Raw genomic sequence first — 18,602 nt, 5'->3', positions numbered from 1 at the left:
GTCCGTCAGTCGCGGCGGACGTCGGCGCCGAGGGCGACCAGCTTCTCCTGGAAGTTCTCGTAGCCGCGGTCGATGAGGCTGATCCCGCGCACGGTCGAGGTGCCCTTCGCCGCGAGCGCCGCGATGAGGTGGGAGAAGCCGCCGCGCAGGTCGGGGACCTCGATGTCGGCCGCCGCCAGCGGCGTCGGGCCGGAGATCACCGCGGAGTGGTGGAAGTTGCGCTGGCCGAACCGGCAGTCGCGGCCGCCCAGGCACTCCTTGTAGACCTGGATGGTCGCGCCCATGCCGCGCAGCGCGTCGGTGAAGCCGAACCGGTTCTCGTAGACCGTCTCGTGCACGATCGACAGGCCCTTGGCCTGGGTGAGCGCGACGACGAGGGGCTGCTGCCAGTCCGTCATGAAGCCGGGGTGCACGTCGGTCTCGAGCACGATGGGGTCCAGGTCCCCGCCGGGGTGCCAGAACCGGATGCCGTCGTCCTGCACGTCGAACCGGCCGCCGACCTTGCGGAAGGTGTTGAGGAACGTCATCATCTCGGGCTGGGTCGCGCCCTTGACCGTGATGTCGCCGCCCGTGGCCAGCGCGGCCGACGCCCACGACGCGGCCTCGATGCGGTCGCCGAGCGCGGTGTGCGTGTACCCGTCGAGGCGGTCCACGCCCTCGATGCGGATCACGCGGTCGGTGTCGACCGAGATGATCGCGCCCATCTTCTGGAGCACCGCGATGAGGTCCATGATCTCGGGCTCGATCGCGGCGTTCGCCAGCTCCGTGATCCCCTCGGCGCGCACGGCCGTGAGCAGGAGCTGCTCCGTGGCACCCACCGACGGGTACGGCAGCGCGATCTTGGTGCCCTGGAGGCGGCGCGGGGCGCGGATGTGGATCCCGTTCTCCCGCTTGTCCACCACGGCGCCGAACTGGCGCAGGATGTCCAGGTGGTAGTTGATCGGCCGGTCGCCGATCCGGCACCCGCCCAGGTCGGGGATGAACGCCTCGCCCAGGCGGTGCAGCAGCGGGCCGCAGAACAGGATGGGGATGCGGCTCGAGCCCGCGTGCGCGTCGATGTCCGCGACGTGCGCCGACTCGACGTTCGACGGGTCCAGGTCGAGGATCCCCGCGTCCGGGTCGGACTTCACCGCCACGCCGTGCAGCTCCAGCAGCCCCGTCACGACGCCGACGTCGCGGATCTGCGGCACGTTGCGCAGCACGCTCGGCGACTCCCCCAGCAACGACGCCACCATCGCCTTGGACACGAAGTTCTTCGCGCCCCGCACGGTGATCGTCCCGTCCAGCGGGGTCCCGCCGTTCACGTACAGCACGTCGTTCATCTGCTCAGGTCGCCCTCTCGACTGCGGGGTGGTCCGCGGGCCCGAGCCCGGGCCCTCGTGCGCCAACACGGAGCACCCGGAGATTATTCACCCCCTGACGCGCTCTCGACACCGCTCGTGGCACGACGGGCCCGTTCGCGCCACGTCCTCCACAGGACCGTCACACGGTGACTCCGGCCGACGGCGACACCCGCCGTTCATCGAACCTTCCGTTTCAGGGCCGGCGGTCTCGTAATTCCCGGCCACCTTCGGCGGGTGTGATTCCGGTATCGCCAGTCGCGATATCCCTCGGGCCTCGCCCGACCCACCCGAAAGGAACGCCCATGCGCGCCCGCGCCCTCCCCGCCCTCGCCCTCCTCGGCGTCGGCGCCGCCGTCGTGCTCGCCGGCTGCTCGAGCTCGACCGCGGCGGAGCCCGCCACCGATCCCGACGCCCCGATCACGTTCGCGACGACGCCCCTCGGCGACGACCCCACCGCGGAGAACCCGATCGAGGCGTTCGCCGGGCTCGTCGAGGCCGAGACGGGCCGCGCGGTCGAGATCGTCGACGTGCCCGACTACACCGCGGTCGTCGAGGCCCTGCGCAACCACCACGTCGACATCGGCTTCATGAGCGGCTTCCCGTCGGCGCTCGCCGTGAACACCGGCGAGGTCGACTCGCTCGTCGCCTGGCCCGGGAACGACGAGCCCGTCTCGACGTGCCTCGTGCTCGACGGCTCGCCGTTGCGGACGCTCGAGGACATCACGCCCGAGACCGTCGTCGCGTTCGCCGACCCGGCGTCGAGCTCCGGGTACTTCATGCCCGTGGCGATGCTGCACGAGGCCGGCCTGGAGAAGGACGCCGACTACACCGCGACGTTCTCGGGCGGGCACGACATGAGCTTCGTCGCCCTGAAGGAGGGCCAGGTCGACGTGGCCTGCACCTCGACGATCATGCCGACGATGGCGGGGACCGGGAACGGCATGTTCCCGTTCGAGGTCGGCGAGACGCGCTCGATCGGCGAGAGCGCGTCCATGCCGGTCGCGGTCACCGTCCTCGCCGACCAGGACATCGCCGCCGACAAGCGCGAGCTCCTCCTCGAGGCGCTCCCGAACGTCTTCACCGAGGACAACGCCGAGGCGCTCGGCGCGATGATGGAGGCGATGCAGGGCACCGAGCCGGTCCTCGAGCCCGGCGACGAGATCTTCCAGCCGTTCGTCGACATCGCGGCGATCGCCGACGTCGACATCTCGGACCTGGGATGACCACCGTGACGACCAGCCCCGGCACCATCCTGCCCGGTGCGACGACCGCGGCGGGCGGGCCGCCGCCGACCGACGGCCCGCCGCGCCTCCCTCTCGTCTCCGTCCGCGAGCTCCGGGTCGCCTACGGCGACGGGCCGCTCGTGCTCGACGGCGTCGACCTCGACCTGTTCCCGGGGGAGATGGTGGCGCTGCTGGGCTCCTCGGGCTCGGGCAAGTCCACCCTCATGAAGAGCCTCACCGGGTTCGCACCGGTCACCTCCGGGTCCGTGCGGGTCAACGGCTACGACCTGACGAACCTGCGGCACGGGCAGCTGCGCGGCCTGCGCGCGTCCGTCGGGCAGGTCTTCCAGCAGTTCAACCTCGTCGGGCGCCTCAGCGTGCTGACGAACGTGCTCACGGGCGCGCTCCACGACGCCCGCCCGCTCAACCTCGGCGGCGGCTTCACCGGCGCGCACCGCACCCGGGCCCTGGAGCTGCTCGACCGCGTCGGCATCGCGCACAAGGCGACGGACCAGGCCCGGACGTTGTCCGGCGGCCAGCAGCAGCGCGTCGCGATCGCGCGCGCCCTCATGCAGCGGCCGCGGCTCATCCTCGCCGACGAGCCGGTCGCGTCGCTCGACCCGACGATGTCGCGGTCGGTGCTCGACCTGCTGCACCGGATCGCCCGCGAGGACGGCATCCCGGTCCTCGTGAGCCTGCACGTGCTGCCGCTCGCGCTCGCGCACTCCGACCGCATCGTCGGCCTGCGGCACGGCGAGACGCTCGTGAGCGCCCCGACGCGCGAGCTCGACGCCGCATCGCTCGACGTGCTCTACGCGCACGACGAGGAAGGGGGCGACCATGACGCTGACGTCGCCTGAGACGGCACCCCGGTCTGCGGGCGACACCCGACGTGGCCGTCCGGCCGAGCGGCCGCAGCTCGACCCCCACGAGCGCGAGCGCCTGGAGCGCGCCTTCCGCGTGCCGCGCGCCCGGTTCCTGCTGGGCGTACCGGTCGCCGCGCTCCTGCTCGTGTGGTCGTTCGTCGGCGCGGAGTTCGACGTCGCGAAGCTCGGCGAGGGCACGGCCAACATGGGCGAGTTCCTCTCCCGCATGTTCCCGCCCACGTGGGACCAGCTCGGCGTCATCGTCGAGCTGTTGGTCGAGACGCTCCAGATGGCGATCGTCGGGACGGTGCTCGGCGCCGTCCTGTCGCTCGTCGTCGCGTTCGGGGCGTCGTCGAACATCGCTCCCCGCTGGCTGTACTACCCCACCCGCTGGGTCATGAACATCATCCGGTCGCTGCCCGACCTGGTGTTCGCCCTCATGTTCGTCTCCGCCGTGGGCCTCGGCCCGTTCGCCGGGATCCTCGCGATGACCGTCGGCTCCATCGGCTCGATCGGCAAGGTGTTCGCCGAGGCGATGGAGTCGGTCGACGACGGACCCGTGGTCGCCATGCAGGCCGTCGGGGCGTCGAAGCGTCAGGTCGTGCAGTACGGCGTCCTGCCGCAGGCCGGGCCCCTGCTCGTGTCGTACACGCTGCTGCTCTTCGAGGGCAACGTGCGCGGCGCGACCATCCTGGGCATGGTCGGCGCGGGCGGCATCGGCCTGGAGCTCACCACCGCCATGAAGATGTACGACTACGGGCACCTCTCCGCGATCGTCATCTGCATCATCGTGCTGGTCACGGTCATCGACCAGGCCAGCGCCGTCATCCGAAGGAAGATCACGTGACCGTCACCGACACCGTCGACCCCGTCGACGCCTCCCCTGCAACCCCCGCGAGCATGCCCCTGAGCTCCCCCGTCAACCTGCGCGACCTCGGCGGCGTCCGCGTCGCGGGCGGCACCGTGCGCGAGGGCTTCGCCCTCCGCGCCGACGACCTCTCGATCGTCACCGCCACCGACGCGCAGCGGCTCGTCGACGGCGGTCTGCGCGCCGTGGTCGACCTCCGCTCCGTCGACGAGGTCCGCCTCACCGGCCGGGGCCCGCTCGGCGACCGGCCGACCGTGACGTACCACCACGTGCCGTTGATGGCGGACATCGCCGAGGCGGCCACCGACGATCTCGGCGAGATGGTCGACCAGAGCCGGTTCGGGCGGATGTACCTGCGGATGTACGAGGGCGCGTCCGCGCAGGTCGTCACGGCGCTCGCGATCATCGCCCACACCCCCGGCGCCGTGGCGTTCCACTGCGCGGCGGGCCAGGACCGTACGGGCGTCCTCGCGGCGTCGCTGCTCCTGGCTCTGGGCGCCCACGAGGACGACATCGTCGCGGACTACGCCCGCACGGGTGAGAACTCCGGCGCGATCATGGCCCGCATCGCGCCGCTCATGGAGCCGCTGATGCGCCGGTTCGGCATCGACCTCGACGCGGCGGCCCGGGCGGCGGTCCGCACGGAGTTCTCGGAGGCACCGATGCGGGAGCTGCTCGCCGCGCTCGTCGAGCGGCACGGCGACCCGCTCGCGCCGCTGCGCGCGGCAGGGCTCACGGACGGTCTCGTCGCCCGGCTCCGCGAGCGCGCGCTCGTCGCCGCCGACGTCGACGCCACCGCGCCCGCGGCGTGACGACGGTCGACCCCGGGCGCCCCGGGACCGCGGTGGAGCGCCGGGGTCCCGGGCGTCCCCGTGCCGAGGGTCACGACGAGCGGATCCTGGCCGCCGCCGTCGAGCTCGTGGACCGCGGCGAGGACGTCACGCTCAGCCGCGTCGTCGAGCTGAGCGGGGTGAGCCGGGCCGCCATCTACCGCCGCTGGCCGAGCATGACCGACCTCGTCGCCGCGGCCCTCGACCACGGGCGCGAGCCGTACGTCATCCCGCTCGACGGAGACCTGCTCGAGAACCTGCTGGCGGCGTTCGTCCCGACCGCGCACGCCGCGGGGCGCGCTTACCCGGAGCGGCGCTTCCGCCTGCGTCTGCGTCTCGCGATGACGGACCGCAAGATCGCGCGGGCCTACTGGCGCTCGCACGTGTCCCGCCGCCGGGCCGGGCTCGAGGCGGTGCTCCAGGCCGGCATGGACCGCGGGGTCCTGCGCGACGACCTCGACGTCGACGCGTGCATCGACCTCGTCAACGGGGTCTTCTACTACCAGTACGTCGTGCGTGGCGTCGCGCTGGACGACCCCGCGGCCGTGGCCCGGTGCCGCGAGGCCGTCCGCGTCGCGTGGCGCGGGATGTGCGCCGGGTCCTAGCCCGCCGTCGCCTCGAACGCCGCGACGTACCCGTCGATCTCGGCGAGGTACGCCGCGCGCTGGGAGTCGCCCAGCCACGACGCCTCGAACGAGTTGCGCGCGAGCTGCACCACCTCGGCGACCGTGAGGTCGGCCGCCTCGGCGAGCGCGACGTAGTTGTCGGCGACGTAGCCGCCGAAGTACGCCGGGTCGTCGGAGTTCACCGTGACGCGCACGCCCGAGCGCAGCAGCCCGGCGATCTCGGTCGCCTTCATGTCGTCCGTGACGAACGAGTTCGAGATCGGGCAGCACGTGAGTCCGAGCCCTCGCTCGCGCACGACGTCGACGAGCGCCGGGTCCTCGACGACGTTCGTGCCGTGGTCCACGCGGTCGACGCCGATCTCGTCGAGCACGGTACGGATGTTGTCGATGCTGCCGACCTGGTCGATGTCGCAGTGCATCGTCAGCCGGTAGCCGAGCTCGCGGGCGCGCGCGAACACGTCGGCGAACTTCTGCGGCGGGTTGTCGCGCTCGTCCGAGTCGAGCCCGACGCCCAGGATCTTGTCCCGGAACGGCACCGACGCCTCGAGCGTCTCCGCCGCGCTCTCGGCCGAGAGGTCGCGCAGGAAGCACAGGATGAGGTGCGTGTCGATCCCGTGCTTGCCCGGCGCCTCGGCCGCGGCGCGGTGGTAGCCCGTCACGACCGCCTCGAACGGCACGCCCCGCGACGTGTGCGCCTGCGGGTCGAAGAACATCTCGACGTGCTTCACCCCGTCTGCGGCCGCGCGGGCGAGGTACGCGTCGGCGAGCTCGTAGAAGTCGTCCGCGGTCTGCAGCACCTCCATGGCCGGGTAGTACACGGCGAGGAAGCTCGTGAGCGAGTCGAACGCGTAGGTCGCGCGCACCTCCTCGACCGTCGACTGGCCGATGTCGATCCCGTTCCGCTGCGCGAGGCGCAGCTTGAGGTCGGGCTCGAGCGTTCCCTCCAGGTGCAGGTGCAGCTCCGCCTTGGGCAGGCCGGTGACGAACTCGCGGGTGGGCGTCGTGGGCGCAGGCATGGGTCTCCTTCTCGTGTCGGTGTCCCCCACCCTCATCCTCTCCCGTGCGCGACGTCCAGGGACTCCACTCGGGGCGCACTCGCTCGTGACCGCGATCCCATCAGCTCGGTTGACCCGGAACCCCGTCGTCGCGAGGGGCGCGGGCCAGAATAAGGGCACCCACGATCATCCCGAGCTCCACAACGATGCCAAGCAGTGATACCCAACCGAGCACCGACCCGATGATCTCGTCGTCGAGAATCCCGGATCCTACGAGGATGCCAACGATCCCGACGACAGAGGGGGTCGCCAAGATCGTGCCGAGACAGATGTATCTCAGCACGTGGTGCGTTCGGAGCCTGCACGCGTCGCGGTAGATGACCCACACCGTGGCTGCGGCGTGGCACAGCATGAGGCAGAAGAGCAGCAGAATCGAGCGCGGCACCGCGGTGAGCGGGTCGGACGCCATCATCCAGGCAGTCATGTTCGCGATCCAGAGTGCCGCAGCGGTTCCGGCACCCCACGAGAGCGCACGACGCCAAAACCGGAGCTCCTCCAGCACGCCCGTCGTACCCGCATCAGCCGCAGCCACCTTCGCCGACGCGGTCCTCAAGCGCACCCGCCACGAGGCTTCCACCGCGGCGAGGCGATCACGCTCCCCGGCGCGCTGGAACAGGACCTCGGCGATTCGACTGCGCAACTGCGCGTTCTCCGCGCGACACGTCGAGATGATCAGATGGAGGTCGGGCTCGCAGTCCCCCGGCAACACTCCGGAGGGGTACCCAGCAGCGACATTGCGGAAGTACCGTCGCGACGCCTCCGACCGATCACGGCCCGGATATCGGACGCGTACCCGCGCGAGGGCCGCCGGCGGCTCAGCCCGGTAGTCCGCGAAGGCACCATCAACCGCGCGGGACTCAAGAACATTGCACCGGTTGCACAGCCACCCCCGCACCAACCCGCAGAAGTGACAATGGTCGAGCGACTTTCGTGCCCTTACGTCCTGAAGATCCGTAGCACACATTGCGCAACGGTGCCGCTGTGCGATCAGAAGTTCGTTCACGCCATCGCATTCCGGCCATGACTCGTCCGCATACAGCCTTCGGTATGCACCAACCGCCTCAACCCCCGCCGCCGCAGCGTTCGCGTGGCCCGTACCCGCGGACGTCGATGACACCCGGAGGCCGGCCATCACTGCGTGGATCTGGTGATCCTGTTCGTCGATCGAACCAACCTGCAACGACGGCCCCCTCAGACGCTCGTATTTCTCGCGCACAGGCTAGGGCCAGCCACCGACACACAAACACACAGGCGCTCGTCGGGCATCTGGCCGAATGCCCTTCTCGGCGAGCCGACGGCGCGCGCCGCCCGAATCGATTAGGTCGGTACCGCCGTCGAACGTCCTGCGGCATCGTCACCGTGTTCGACATCCGAGAGCAAAGGAGCTGGAGAGATGCGACGCATTGCAGCGTGGGCCGCCGCGGTGGTCCTCGGCGCGGCGGGCCTGGTGGCGGCCTCGCCGCCCGCCCCCGCCGCGGCCCACGGGGCGGAGGTCTTCCCGGGGAGCCGGCAGTACCTGTGCTGGGTGGACGGCCAGACGGGCAACGGCCAGGTGGACCCGCAGAACCCGGCGTGCGCGAACGCCTACGCGGTCAGCGGCACCTCGGCCTTCTACAACTGGTTCGGGAACCTGGACTCGAACGGCGCGGGACGGACCGCTGGCTACGTCCCCGACGGCCAGATCTGCGACGGCGGTGGGCGCGGCCCGTACGACTTCAGCGGGTTCAACGCCGTCCGGGACGACTGGCCGCGGACGCACCTGACCGCCGGGGAGACCTACCAGTTCCAGCACAACAACTGGGCCGAGCACCCCGGACGCTTCGACGTGTACGTCACCGAGGAGGGCTGGGACCCGTCGAGCCCGCTCGCGTGGGACGACCTCGAGCTGATCGACTCCGTGACCAACCCGCCCGACACCGGCGGACCCGGTGCCCTGAACTACTACTACTGGGACGTCACGCTCCCCGCCGACCGCAGCGGCGACCACATGATCTTCACCCACTGGGTCCGCTCGGACAGCAACGAGAACTTCTACTCGTGCTCCGACGTCGCGTTCGACGGCGGCGACGGCGAGGTCACGGGGATCGGTGACGACGGCGGCGAGCCGACCGAGCCCGCGTGCCCGGACGAGGCGCCGGGCGCCCCGGGATCCGTCATGGCGATGTCCGTCACCGCCACGAGCGCGCACGTCATGTGGGGCGCGGCGGAGTCCGGGTGCGTCACCGGGTACGACGTCGTCGACCCGGCCACCGGGCAGGTGATCGCGAGCACCGACGGGTCGCCGATGGTCGACCTGACGGGTCTGCAACCTGACACCGCGTACACGGTGGACGTCCGGTCGCGCAACGACCACTCCGGCGCCGTCTCGGCCACACGCTCCGTCACGTTCACCACCCTGGAGGACGACGGGACGCCGGAGCCCCTCGGCGACTGCGAGGCCGACTACTCGGCCGCCTCGTGGGGCGGCAACAGCACCGGGTTCACCGCGTCGGTCACCGTCACCAACACGTCGGCCGCCCCGGTGAACGGCTGGTCCGTCACGTTCAGCTACCCCGGCGGACAGACCGTCGACGAGCCCGGCTGGAGCGCCGTGGTGAGCCAGGAGGGAAGCACCGTCACGGCGGCGCACCCGGCATGGCAGTCGAGCATCGCGCCGGGGCAGTCGGTCACGTTCGGCTTCAACGGCGCGGCCACGACCGCCGGCACCCACCCGGCCCCGGTGGGCTTCGCGCTCAACGGCGTGGCCTGCGGCTGACGCGCTCCACGACGGCGGGCCGGCGGCTCACGTGCCGCCGGCCTGCCGTCGTGCGCGGTGAGCCGTCGAGGTCCGCAGCGTCCTACAGCAGCCGGCCCCCGGTCACACCGATGCGGTCGCCGGTGATGTAGCTGGACTCCTGCGACGCGAAGAACACGTACGCCGGAGCGAGCTCGGCGGGCTGCCCGGCCCGGCCCAGCGGCGTGTCTGCGCCGAACTGCTCGACCTTCTCCTCCGGCATGGTGGCCGGAATGAGGGGCGTCCAGATCGGTCCCGGAGCGACCGCGTTGACGCGAATGCCCTCCGGCGCGAGCTGCTGCGCCAGGCCCTTGGTGAAGTTGAGGATCGCCGCCTTGGTGGTCGCGTAGTCGAGCAGCTGCGGGCTCGGCTCGAACGCCTGCACGGACGTGGTGTTGACGATCGCCCCGCCGCGGGGCAGGTGGTCGAGCGCCGCCTTCGTGATCCAGAACAGCGCGTAGACGTTGGTCTTCAGGACGCGGTCGAGCTGGTCGGTCGTGATCCCGCGCAGCCCCTCGTCCTGCGACATCTGGTACGCGGCGTTGTTCACGAGGACATCGAGGCCGCCCAGGCCCGCGACGGCGTCGGCGACGAGCTGCCGGCAGAACTCCTCGTCGCGGATGTCGCCGGGCAGCAGGACGGCCGTGCGGCCCGCGTCCTCGACCCACCGGGCCGTCGTCCGGGCGTCCTCCTCCTCGTCCGGGAGGTACGAGATCGCGACGTCGGCGCCCTCGCGGGCGAACGCGATCGCGACCGCGCGGCCGATGCCGGAGTCGCCCCCGGTGATCAGCGCGCGCTTTCCCTCGAGCCGGCCCGATCCTCGGTACGTGGACTCCCCGTGGTCGGGTTCCTGGGACATGTCGCCGGTGAGGCCGGGCGGCTCCAGCTGGTCAGCGGGCTGCTCGGGCTGCGGCTGCTGCGTGGTCGGGTCCTGGGGCGTGGTCTGGTCGGACATGTGCGGCTCCCCTGTCGACGATCGGCGGAACGTCCAGCGTGGGGGCATCTCCGCCCGCTCGCAGCGCGCCGCTGAGCACCACCTCGCGCCGCGGCCCCGTGCCGTCCTGTCAGGGCTCGGACAACGCAGAAGGCCCGGACCTGCGGTGCGCAGGTCCGGGCCCTCCGTGAAGCACGCGGTACGTGGTGCTCGTCGATCAGAAGTTGATCATGTGCCCCGCGAGGCCGTGGACCGACTCCTGGACGGCCTCGGACAGCGTCGGGTGGGTGTGCACGTTGCGCGCGACGTCGTAGACCGTGAGGTCCCACTTCTGCGCGAGCGTGAGCTCGGGCAGCAGCTCGGACGCGTCGGGGCCGATGAGGTGGCCGCCGAGGAGCTCGCCGTAGGTCTCGTCGGAGATGAGCTTGACGAAGCCGGTCGGGTCGCCGAGGCCGTGGGCCTTGCCGTTCGCCATGAACGGGAACGTCGCGACCTTGACCTTGTAGCCCTCGTCGCGCGCCTGCTGCTCGGTGAGGCCGAAGCTCGCGACCTGCGGCTGGCAGAACGTCGCGCGCGGCATCATGCGGTAGTCGCCGAGCGTGAGGGTCTCCGCGCCGCCGATGGTCTCGGCCGCGACGACGCCCTGCGCCTCCGCGACGTGCGCGAGCATGAGCTTCGCGGTGACGTCGCCGATGGCGTAGATGTGCTCGACGTTGGTGCGCATGACGTCGTCGATCGCGATGGCGCCGCGCTCGGTGAGCTGGACGCCGGTGTTCTCGAGGCCGAAGCCCTCGACGTTGGGCGCGAAGCCGACCGCCATGAGCACCTTGTCGACGACGAGCTCGCCCGGCTTGTCGTCCTTGACGCCCTTGTAGCTGACGGTGACGCCGGCGGTGCCGTTGTCCTTGACCGTCTGGACGGCGGTCGACGTGAGCAGGTTGATGCCGAGCTTCTTGTACTGCTTGGCGATCTCCTTCGACACGTCAGCGTCCTCGTTGGGCAGCGCGCGGTCCAGGAACTCGATGATCGTGACGTCCACGCCGTAGTTCTTGAGGACGTAGCCGAACTCCATGCCGATCGCGCCGGCGCCGACGATGGCGATGGAGCGGGGCAGGTCGCGCGTGAGGATCTGCTTCTCGTACGTGACGACGTTCTCGGACAGCTCGACGCCCGGGAGCAGGCGCACCTTCGAGCCGGTCGCGATGATGACGTTGTCGAACGTCACCTGGTCGGTCGAGCCGTCGGCGAGCTTCACGTCGAGCGTGTGCGCGTCGCGGAACGTGCCGCGGCCGTCGTACTCGGTGATCTTGTTCTTCTTCATGAGGAAGTGCACGCCCTTGACGCGCCCTTCCGCGACGGTGCGCGAGCGGTCGAACGCCGCGCCGAAGTCGAAGCTGACCTCTCCGGAGATGCCGAAGGTCTTCGCGTCGTGCTGGAAGATGTGCGCGAGCTCGGCGTTGCGCAGGAGCGCCTTGGACGGGATGCAGCCCACGTTGAGGCACACCCCACCCCAGTACTTCTCCTCCACGACCGCGACCGACAGGCCCAGCTGGGCTGCACGGATCGCGGCCACGTAACCACCGGGACCTGCACCGAGGACGACGACGTCGTAGTGGGATGCCATGGCGACCAGCCTACTGGCGCGGGATCGGGCCTGGGGTGCCTGGACGCGCGACGTCCGCCACACCCGAGGGACCTCCGAGGGTTGACCCTGCACCGTCGGGCGGGTCACGATGTCCGGGATGCGACACCTGCGGCTCCTCCTTCGCCGGCCGCGCTGAGCCCGCCGGGCGGGCACGCTCAGCGCGGCGATGCCCGCGCGTCCCCACGGGACCGGGCGAGTGCCCGACGACGAAGCCCACCTTCTCGAGGAGCCTCCCCGTGGACGCCGCACACCCACCCCACCCCGCCGCAGCCCTGCTGCCGACCCGTGAGATCGAGGACCGCTGGCAGCGGTACTGGGCCGAGCACGGCACGTTCCGCGCGCGCGACGACGGCGCGCGCCCGCGCCGCTACCTGCTGACGATGTTCCCGTACCCGTCGGGCGACCTGCACATGGGTCACGCCGAGGTGTTCGCCCTGGAGGACGTCGTCGCGCGGTACTGGCGCCTGCGCGGGTACGACGTGCTCAACCCGATCGGCTGGGACTCGTTCGGGCTGCCCGCCGAGAACGCGGCCATCCGCCGGGGCGAGAACCCCGCCGTGTTCACCGAGACCAACATCGCGACGCAGGCCGCGACGGCGCACCGGTACGGGGTGTCGTTCGACTGGTCGCGTCACCTGGAGACGCACCGCCCGGAGTACTACCGCTGGACGCAGTGGCTGTTCCTGCGCCTGCTGGAGCGCGGCCTCGCCTACCGGGCGACGGCCCCGGTGAACTGGTGCCCGGCCGACCAGACCGTGCTCGCCAACGAGCAGGTCGTGGGCGGTCGGTGCGAGCGGTGCGGGGCGGCCGTCGTGCAGCGCGAGCTGACGCAGTGGTTCGTGCGCGTGACGGCGTACGCGGACCGGCTGCTCGACGACATGGACGCGCTCGAGGGCGCGTGGCCCGCGCGCGTCCTGGCGATGCAGCGCAACTGGATCGGGCGCAGCACGGGCGCGCGCGTGCGCTTCGCGGTCGTGCCCGACGGCGGCCCCCGCGCCACCGCGAGCGCCTCGCCCGGGCCGGGCGCACGCCCCGACCACGTCGAGGTGTTCACGACCCGCCCCGACACCCTGCCCGGCGCGACGTTCGTCGCCGTCGCCCCGGACGGGCCGCCCGCGGCGGCGCTGTGCGCGCCGGAGCACGCGGGCGCGCTCGCCCGGCACCGAGAGGCCGCGCTGGCGTCCGGGGAGATCGAGCGGACGAACGCGCAGCGCCCGAGCGCCGGGACCTTCCTCGGCACGTGGGTGCGCCACCCCGCGACGGGCGAGCGGCTGCCGGTCTGGGCCGCCGACCACGTGCTGCCCCACTACGGGACGGGCGCGGTCATGGGCGTGCCCGCGCACGACGACCGCGACGCGCGCTTCGCCGCCGCGCACGGCCTGCCCGCCGGGTCGGGCGAGACGTGGCGCGGCGTCGAGAAGGCGGTCGCGGTGCTGGAGGCCGACGGCGCGGGCGAGCGCGCGACGTCGTACCGGCTGCGTGACTGGCTGGTCTCGCGCCAGCGCTACTGGGGCGCCCCGGTGCCGGTCGTGCACTGCCCGGGCTGCGGCGTCGTGCCCGTCCCCGAGAACGAGCTGCCCGTGCGGCTGCCCGACCTGTCCGGCGACGACCTGCTCCCCCGCGGCCGCTCGCCGCTCGCGTCCCCCGCCGCCGACGCGTGGCGGCGCGTTAAGTGCCCGCGCTGCGGCGCGGCCGCCGATCGCGACCCGGACACGCTCGACACGTTCGTCGACTCCTCCTGGTACTTCCTGCGGTACTGCTCGCTGGGCGACGGCGCGCCCGGCGACGTCCCGTTCCGTCCCGAGGACGCGCGCCGGTGGATGCCCGCGGCGCAGTACGTGGGCGGCGTCGAGCACGCGATCCTGCACCTGCTGTACAGCCGGTTCGTCACGAAGTTCCTGCACGACGAGGGGTGGGTGGACGTGGTCGAGCCGTTCGCGACGCTGCTCAATCAAGGGCAGGTGCTGAACGGCGGGCGGGCGATGAGCAAGTCGCTCGGCAACGGCGTCGACGTGGGCGAGCAGCTCGACCGGCACGGCGCCGACGCGGTGCGGCTCGCGATGGTGTTCGCCGGGCCGCCGGAGGACGACGTGGACTGGGCCGACGTCGACACGGTCTCCATGCGGCGGTTCTGCGCGCGCGTGCTGCGGCTCGCGGACGCCGTCGGCCCGGACTCCGTGCCGGGTGCGTCCGAACTCGGGGCGCGGGACGCCGTCGTGTCCGGGTCGCGCGCGCACGCGCTGCGCCGTGCCACGCACCGGACCGTGCACGAGGCGGAGGACCTGCTCGACCGGAGCCGCTTCAACGTGGTCGTCGCGCGCGTCATGGAGCTCGTCACCGCCACGCGCCGTGCGTCCGAGGATGGCCCGGCGGCGGGCGAGGACGCCGGCGCGCACGCCGCCGCCGTGCGCGAGGCGGCCGAGGCGGTCGCGGTGCTGCTGAGCCTGTTCGCCCCGCACACCTCCGAGGAGGCGTGGCGCCGGCTCGGTCGCGAGCCGTCGGTGGCCGACGCGGCCTGGCCCGTCGTCGACCCGAGGCTGCTCGCCGCGGACGAGGTCGAGGCGGCCGTCCAGGTCGACGGGAAGGTCCGGGACCGGGTGCGCGTGCCCGCGGACGTCGACGAGCGGGCGCTGCACGACCTCGCGCTCGCGACCGGCGGCGTCGCGCGGGCGACGGCCGGCCGCGAGGTCGTGCGCGTCGTCGTGCGCGCGCCGCACGTGGTGAACGTCGTGACCCGCGCCCCGGCGTCCTGACCCCCCGACGCGAGCGGGGGGTGAAGTCGCTACGATGCTGCCGCCGCGTCCACTCGACCAGCGGGCCCGTGCGCGGCGACGCGGGCCGGCGCACGGAGCACCTCCCCATGGCCTTCGGACTCGCTGCCCTCCTGGACGACATCGCGGCGTTCGCCAAGCTCGCGGCCGCGTCGATCGACGACGTCGGCGCCGCCGCCGGGCGCGCGAGCGCCAAGGCGACGGGCGTCGTCATCGACGACACCGCCGTCACGCCCCGCTACGTCGAGGGTCTGGCCGCCAAGCGTGAGCTGCCCGTCGTCAAGCGGATCGCGACCGGGTCGCTGCGCAACAAGCTGCTGTTCATCCTCCCGGCGATCCTGCTGCTGAGCCAATTCATGCCCCAGCTGCTCACGCCGCTGCTCATGCTCGGCGGGACGTACCTCGCGTTCGAGGGTGCCGAGAAGGTGTGGGAGCTCGTCTCGGGCAAGCACCACGCCGAGGTCGAGACCAAGGCCGAGAAGAAGGCCGTCGACGAGGACTCGGTGGTCTCGAGCGCGGTGCGCACCGACTTCATCCTCAGCGCGGAGATCATGGTCATCGCGCTCAACGAGGTCGCGTCGGAGGGCTTCTGGTCGCGCCTCGTCATCCTCGTGATCGTCGCGGTGCTCATCACGGTGCTCGTGTACGGGGTCGTGGCGCTCATCGTGAAGATGGACGACATCGGCCTCCACCTCGCGAAGCGCGACACGCCGTGGGTCCAGTCGTTCGGGCGCGGCCTCGTCGGCGCGATGCCCAAGGTCATGGCCGTCATCTCGTTCGTCGGGATCATCGCGATGCTCTGGGTCGGCGGGCACATCCTGCTCCAGGGCGCCTACGACCTCGGCTGGCACGGTCCGTACGACGTCGTGCACCACCTCGAGCACGCGGTCACCGGCGTCGCGGGCGTCGGCGGGTTCCTCGGCTGGCTCGTCAACACGGCGTGCTCGGCCGTGGTCGGCATCCTCGTGGGCGGCGTCGTCGTCCTCGTCGCGCACTTCATCCCCCGCCGCAAGCACGCCGAGCCGGCCACCACCGAGGCGACGACCGGAGCGACGACCGACGCGTCCGGTGACTCGACGGCGGGGACGGCGACCGAGGCCACCACGCCGGCGGCCGAGCCGCACACCTCGGAGCCGACCGCCCCCCAGCCGACCGACCCCGAGGCGACGGACCCCGACCGGGAGCCCACCGACCGCTGACTCCGCGGCGGGCCGGGCGGCCTGCTTGGATGGAGCATGGACTCCGGTACCTGGGCCAACATCGGCCTCGTCCTGCTCTTCATCCTCGTCGGCGGCGTGTTCGCCGGCACCGAGATCGCGCTCGTGTCCCTGCGGGAGAGCCAGGTCGCACGGCTCGAGAAGCAGTCCGCGCGTGGCGCGCGGGTGGCCGCCGTCGCGCGCGACCCCAACCGGTTCCTCGCGGCCGTCCAGATCGGCGTGACGGTCGCAGGCTTCTTCTCCGCCGCCTACGGCGCTTCGACGCTCGCCCCCGACCTCGCGCCCGCGCTCGAGGACCTCGGGCTCTCGGCGACGCTCGCGGACACGGTCTCGCTCGTCGGGCTGACGCTCGTCATCGCGTACCTCTCGCTCGTGCTCGGCGAGCTCGTCCCCAAGCGCATCGCGCTCCAGCGCTCGGCCGGGGTCGCGCTCGTCGTCGCGCCGCCGCTCGACCGCTTCGCGACGCTCATGCGGCCCGTCATCTGGCTGCTCTCGCGCTCGACGGACGGCGTCGTGCGGCTGCTCGGCGGCGACCCGTCCGCGCGCAGCGAGGAGATGAGCGAGGAGGAGCTGCGCGAGATCGTGCTCGCGCACGAGTCGCTGCCCGAGGACGAGCGCCGCATCCTCGACGACGTGTTCCAGGCGGGCGACCGCTCGCTCGCCGAGGCCATGACGCCGCGCGGCGAGGTCGCGTTCCTGCGCGCCGACACGTCGCTCGACGACGCCGCCGCGACCGTCGCCGCGGGCCCGTACTCGCGCTACCCCGTGACCGGCGACGACTTCGACGACGTCGTCGGGTTCCTCCACGTGCGCGACCTCCTCGGCCGGGACTGCCCCGACCACCCGGCGACCGACCCGGAGACGGGGCGCGCCCTGGCGGTGCGCGACGTCGTCCGCCCGATCCTCGCCCTGCCCGCCACCAACACCGTGCTCCCCGCGATGTCGCAGATGCGCCGCGAGGGCGTGCACATCGCCGTCGTCGTGGACGAGTACGGCGGGACCGACGGGATCGTCACGCTCGAGGACCTCGTCGAGGAGCTCGTGGGCGACATCCGCGACGAGTACGACCCCGACGAGCCGTCACCGGCGCGCGAGCACGGCACCGCGACGAGCGTCGATGCCGGCCAGACGATCGAGGAGTTCGCGCGGCGCACCGGCGTCGAGCTGCCCGACGGCCCGTACGAGACGGTCGCCGGGTACGTCGTCGCGCAGCTCGGCCGGCTCGCGACGGTGGGCGACCACGTCGACGTCGACGACCGCCGCCTCACCGTGACCGACGTCGCCCGCCGCCGCATCGTCCGCCTCGACGTCACCCCGCGCCCCTGACCGCTGAGTGCATGAAATAATCGCGCGCGCGGTGCCGGGACGCGACTATTTCATGCACTCAGCGGTGTGGGTGGTGGGACGTAGCGTCGGGCGGATGAGCGCATCAGCAACGGAGACAGGGTCGGCGATCAAGGTCGGGGTGGTCGGGAGCTTCGGTTCCGCGGCACAGGTGCTGGACATGGCGGTGGGGGCCGAGGAGTCGGGCTGGGACGGGTTCTTCTCGTGGGACGGGTTGAGCCTGCTGTCGATGCCGGTCGACACGTTCGACCCGTGGGCGGTGCTCGCCGCAGCGGCGGTCCGGACGGAGCGCATCGCGCTCGGGGCGATGGTCTTCGCCCTCCCCCGCCGCCGGCCGTGGGAGGTCGTGCGGCAGGCGCTGACCGTCGACCACCTGTCGGGCGGGCGCCTGGTCCTGCCCGTCGGCGTGGGCGTGCTCGACGACGGCGGCTTCTCGGCCGTCCCGGGCCAGCTCCAGTCCTTGCGGGAGCGTGCGGAGCTGCTCGACGACGCGATCGCCTACCTCGACCGGGCCTGGTCCGGGGAGAAGTTCGCCTTCGACGGCACGCACGTGCACGCGGGCGAGATGCTGTTCCTCCCGCGGCCCGTGGAGCGCCCGGTCGTCGGGCACCACGTGCCGGTGTGGCCCGTGGGCGTCTGGGACGCCGAGCGACCGCCGCTGCGCTCACTCGACCGCGCGCTGCGCGCCGACGGGATCGTGCTCCAGCTCCGCGGCGAGCGCGGCTTCGACGTGCCCACGCCCGACGACGTCTCCGCCCTGGTCGCGTGGCTCACCGCGCGCCGCGCGGAGCTGGGCCTCGACGCGGGCCGGCCGTTCGACGTCGTCGTCCAGGGCGAGCTCCCGACCGACCGGACCGCGGCGGCGGACCAGCTCGCCGGCCTCGGCGACGCCGGAGCGACCTGGTGGGTCGAGTCCCGCTGGAACCCGGACACCGCGACCCCGGAGTCGCTCCTCGATGCGATCCACGCGGGCCCGCCGCGGCCCTGACACGGCGAGAGGCGGGCGCGCGGAACCGACGTGTCGTCGTCCCCGGGGGCGTTTAAACAAATCCGAGCCCACGAGACTTGGCTGCATAGCGGTTTGCGTGTGTGTGTTTTTGTAGTGGG

15 protein-coding genes and 1 pseudogene are annotated in these 18,602 nt (G+C 72.2%); 10 read left to right on the top strand and 6 right to left on the bottom strand.

The annotated features are described in order from the left end of the window. Positions 1 to 5 precede the first annotated feature (5 nt). The gene (gene murA, locus ACFWH7_RS04990) at positions 6 to 1,322 is read right to left on the bottom strand and encodes a UDP-N-acetylglucosamine 1-carboxyvinyltransferase (protein ID WP_378215347.1); all 1,317 of its coding nucleotides are present in this window, start codon (positions 1,320 to 1,322) and stop codon (positions 6 to 8) included. Positions 1,323 to 1,645: 323 nt separating this feature from the next. On the opposite strand from murA, the gene phnD reads away from it, so the two are divergent. The 5 genes from phnD to ACFWH7_RS04965 are packed head-to-tail and all read left to right on the top strand — an operon-like array spanning position 1,646 to position 5,735. Continuing rightward, positions 1,646 to 2,566, top strand: a complete 921-nt coding sequence (phnD, locus tag ACFWH7_RS04985) for a phosphate/phosphite/phosphonate ABC transporter substrate-binding protein (protein ID WP_378215346.1) — start codon at positions 1,646 to 1,648, stop codon at positions 2,564 to 2,566. Beyond that, positions 2,563 to 3,426: a phosphonate ABC transporter ATP-binding protein gene (locus ACFWH7_RS04980; RefSeq protein WP_378215345.1), complete on the top strand. Its 864-nt coding sequence runs from the start codon at positions 2,563 to 2,565 to the stop codon at positions 3,424 to 3,426. Before phnD ends, ACFWH7_RS04980 begins: the two co-directional genes overlap by 4 nt. Then, positions 3,407 to 4,279 (top strand): phosphonate ABC transporter, permease protein PhnE, encoded by an 873-nt coding sequence (gene phnE / locus ACFWH7_RS04975; protein WP_378215344.1) that lies wholly within the window; start codon positions 3,407 to 3,409, stop codon positions 4,277 to 4,279. Before ACFWH7_RS04980 ends, phnE begins: the two co-directional genes overlap by 20 nt. After that, a complete protein-coding gene (locus ACFWH7_RS04970; RefSeq protein ID WP_378215343.1) occupies positions 4,276 to 5,112 on the top strand; it encodes a tyrosine-protein phosphatase in 837 nt (278 codons plus the stop codon). The genes phnE and ACFWH7_RS04970 overlap by 4 nt, the downstream gene beginning before the upstream one ends. Then, entirely contained in the window at positions 5,109 to 5,735 is a 627-nt protein-coding gene (locus ACFWH7_RS04965; RefSeq protein WP_378215342.1) for a TetR/AcrR family transcriptional regulator, read from the top strand. The genes ACFWH7_RS04970 and ACFWH7_RS04965 overlap by 4 nt, the downstream gene beginning before the upstream one ends. Here ACFWH7_RS04965 and ACFWH7_RS04960 read toward each other — a convergent pair. The 3 genes and pseudogenes from ACFWH7_RS04960 to ACFWH7_RS04950 all read right to left on the bottom strand — a co-directional run. After that, on the bottom strand, positions 5,732 to 6,772 hold the full coding sequence (locus ACFWH7_RS04960; RefSeq protein WP_378215341.1) for an adenosine deaminase: 1,041 nt from the start codon (positions 6,770 to 6,772) through the stop codon (positions 5,732 to 5,734). The genes ACFWH7_RS04965 and ACFWH7_RS04960 overlap by 4 nt on opposite strands. Before the next feature lie 100 nt (positions 6,773 to 6,872). Continuing rightward, positions 6,873 to 7,520, bottom strand: coding sequence for a hypothetical protein (locus ACFWH7_RS04955; protein ID WP_378215400.1), 648 nt, complete (start codon positions 7,518 to 7,520; stop codon positions 6,873 to 6,875). 144 nt (positions 7,521 to 7,664) lie between these two features. Then, positions 7,665 to 7,943: pseudogene (locus ACFWH7_RS04950) on the bottom strand (endonuclease domain-containing protein); the annotation flags it as partial. A 261-nt stretch (positions 7,944 to 8,204) separates the two neighbouring features. On the opposite strand from ACFWH7_RS04950, the gene ACFWH7_RS04945 reads away from it, so the two are divergent. After that, positions 8,205 to 9,566, top strand: a complete 1,362-nt coding sequence (locus ACFWH7_RS04945; RefSeq protein WP_378215340.1) for a lytic polysaccharide monooxygenase — start codon at positions 8,205 to 8,207, stop codon at positions 9,564 to 9,566. An 82-nt stretch (positions 9,567 to 9,648) separates the two neighbouring features. Here the strand turns inward: ACFWH7_RS04945 and ACFWH7_RS04940 are convergent, their stop codons facing one another. Together ACFWH7_RS04940 and lpdA are read right to left on the bottom strand one after the other, a co-directional pair. Continuing rightward, the gene (locus ACFWH7_RS04940) at positions 9,649 to 10,539 is read right to left on the bottom strand and encodes an SDR family oxidoreductase (RefSeq protein WP_378215339.1); all 891 of its coding nucleotides are present in this window, start codon (positions 10,537 to 10,539) and stop codon (positions 9,649 to 9,651) included. A 196-nt stretch (positions 10,540 to 10,735) separates the two neighbouring features. Then, on the bottom strand, positions 10,736 to 12,142 hold the full coding sequence (gene lpdA / locus ACFWH7_RS04935; protein ID WP_378215338.1) for a dihydrolipoyl dehydrogenase: 1,407 nt from the start codon (positions 12,140 to 12,142) through the stop codon (positions 10,736 to 10,738). Positions 12,143 to 12,399: 257 nt separating this feature from the next. On the opposite strand from lpdA, the gene ACFWH7_RS04930 reads away from it, so the two are divergent. The 4 genes from ACFWH7_RS04930 to ACFWH7_RS04915 all read left to right on the top strand — a co-directional run bounded on the left by ACFWH7_RS04930 (position 12,400) and on the right by ACFWH7_RS04915 (position 18,483). After that, positions 12,400 to 14,916, top strand: a complete 2,517-nt coding sequence (locus ACFWH7_RS04930) for a leucine--tRNA ligase (RefSeq protein ID WP_378215337.1) — start codon at positions 12,400 to 12,402, stop codon at positions 14,914 to 14,916. A 107-nt stretch (positions 14,917 to 15,023) separates the two neighbouring features. Next, positions 15,024 to 16,133 carry a DUF808 domain-containing protein gene (locus tag ACFWH7_RS04925; RefSeq protein WP_378215336.1) on the top strand — a complete coding sequence of 370 codons (1,110 nt, stop codon included), beginning with the start codon at positions 15,024 to 15,026 and terminating at the stop codon, positions 16,131 to 16,133. 36 nt (positions 16,134 to 16,169) lie between these two features. After that, positions 16,170 to 17,477 (top strand): hemolysin family protein, encoded by a 1,308-nt coding sequence (locus ACFWH7_RS04920; protein ID WP_378215335.1) that lies wholly within the window; start codon positions 16,170 to 16,172, stop codon positions 17,475 to 17,477. Between the two features lie 94 nt (positions 17,478 to 17,571). Continuing rightward, entirely contained in the window at positions 17,572 to 18,483 is a 912-nt protein-coding gene (locus ACFWH7_RS04915; protein ID WP_378215334.1) for an LLM class flavin-dependent oxidoreductase, read from the top strand. The last annotated feature ends 119 nt before the right edge of the window (positions 18,484 to 18,602 follow it).

The organism is Cellulosimicrobium cellulans (assembly GCF_042723955.1).
Taxonomy (GTDB): Bacteria; Actinomycetota; Actinomycetes; order Actinomycetales; family Cellulomonadaceae; genus Cellulosimicrobium; species Cellulosimicrobium cellulans_H.
Note: the sequence above shows the minus strand (reverse complement) of the source record. Positions and strands in the feature narration are given on the sequence as shown.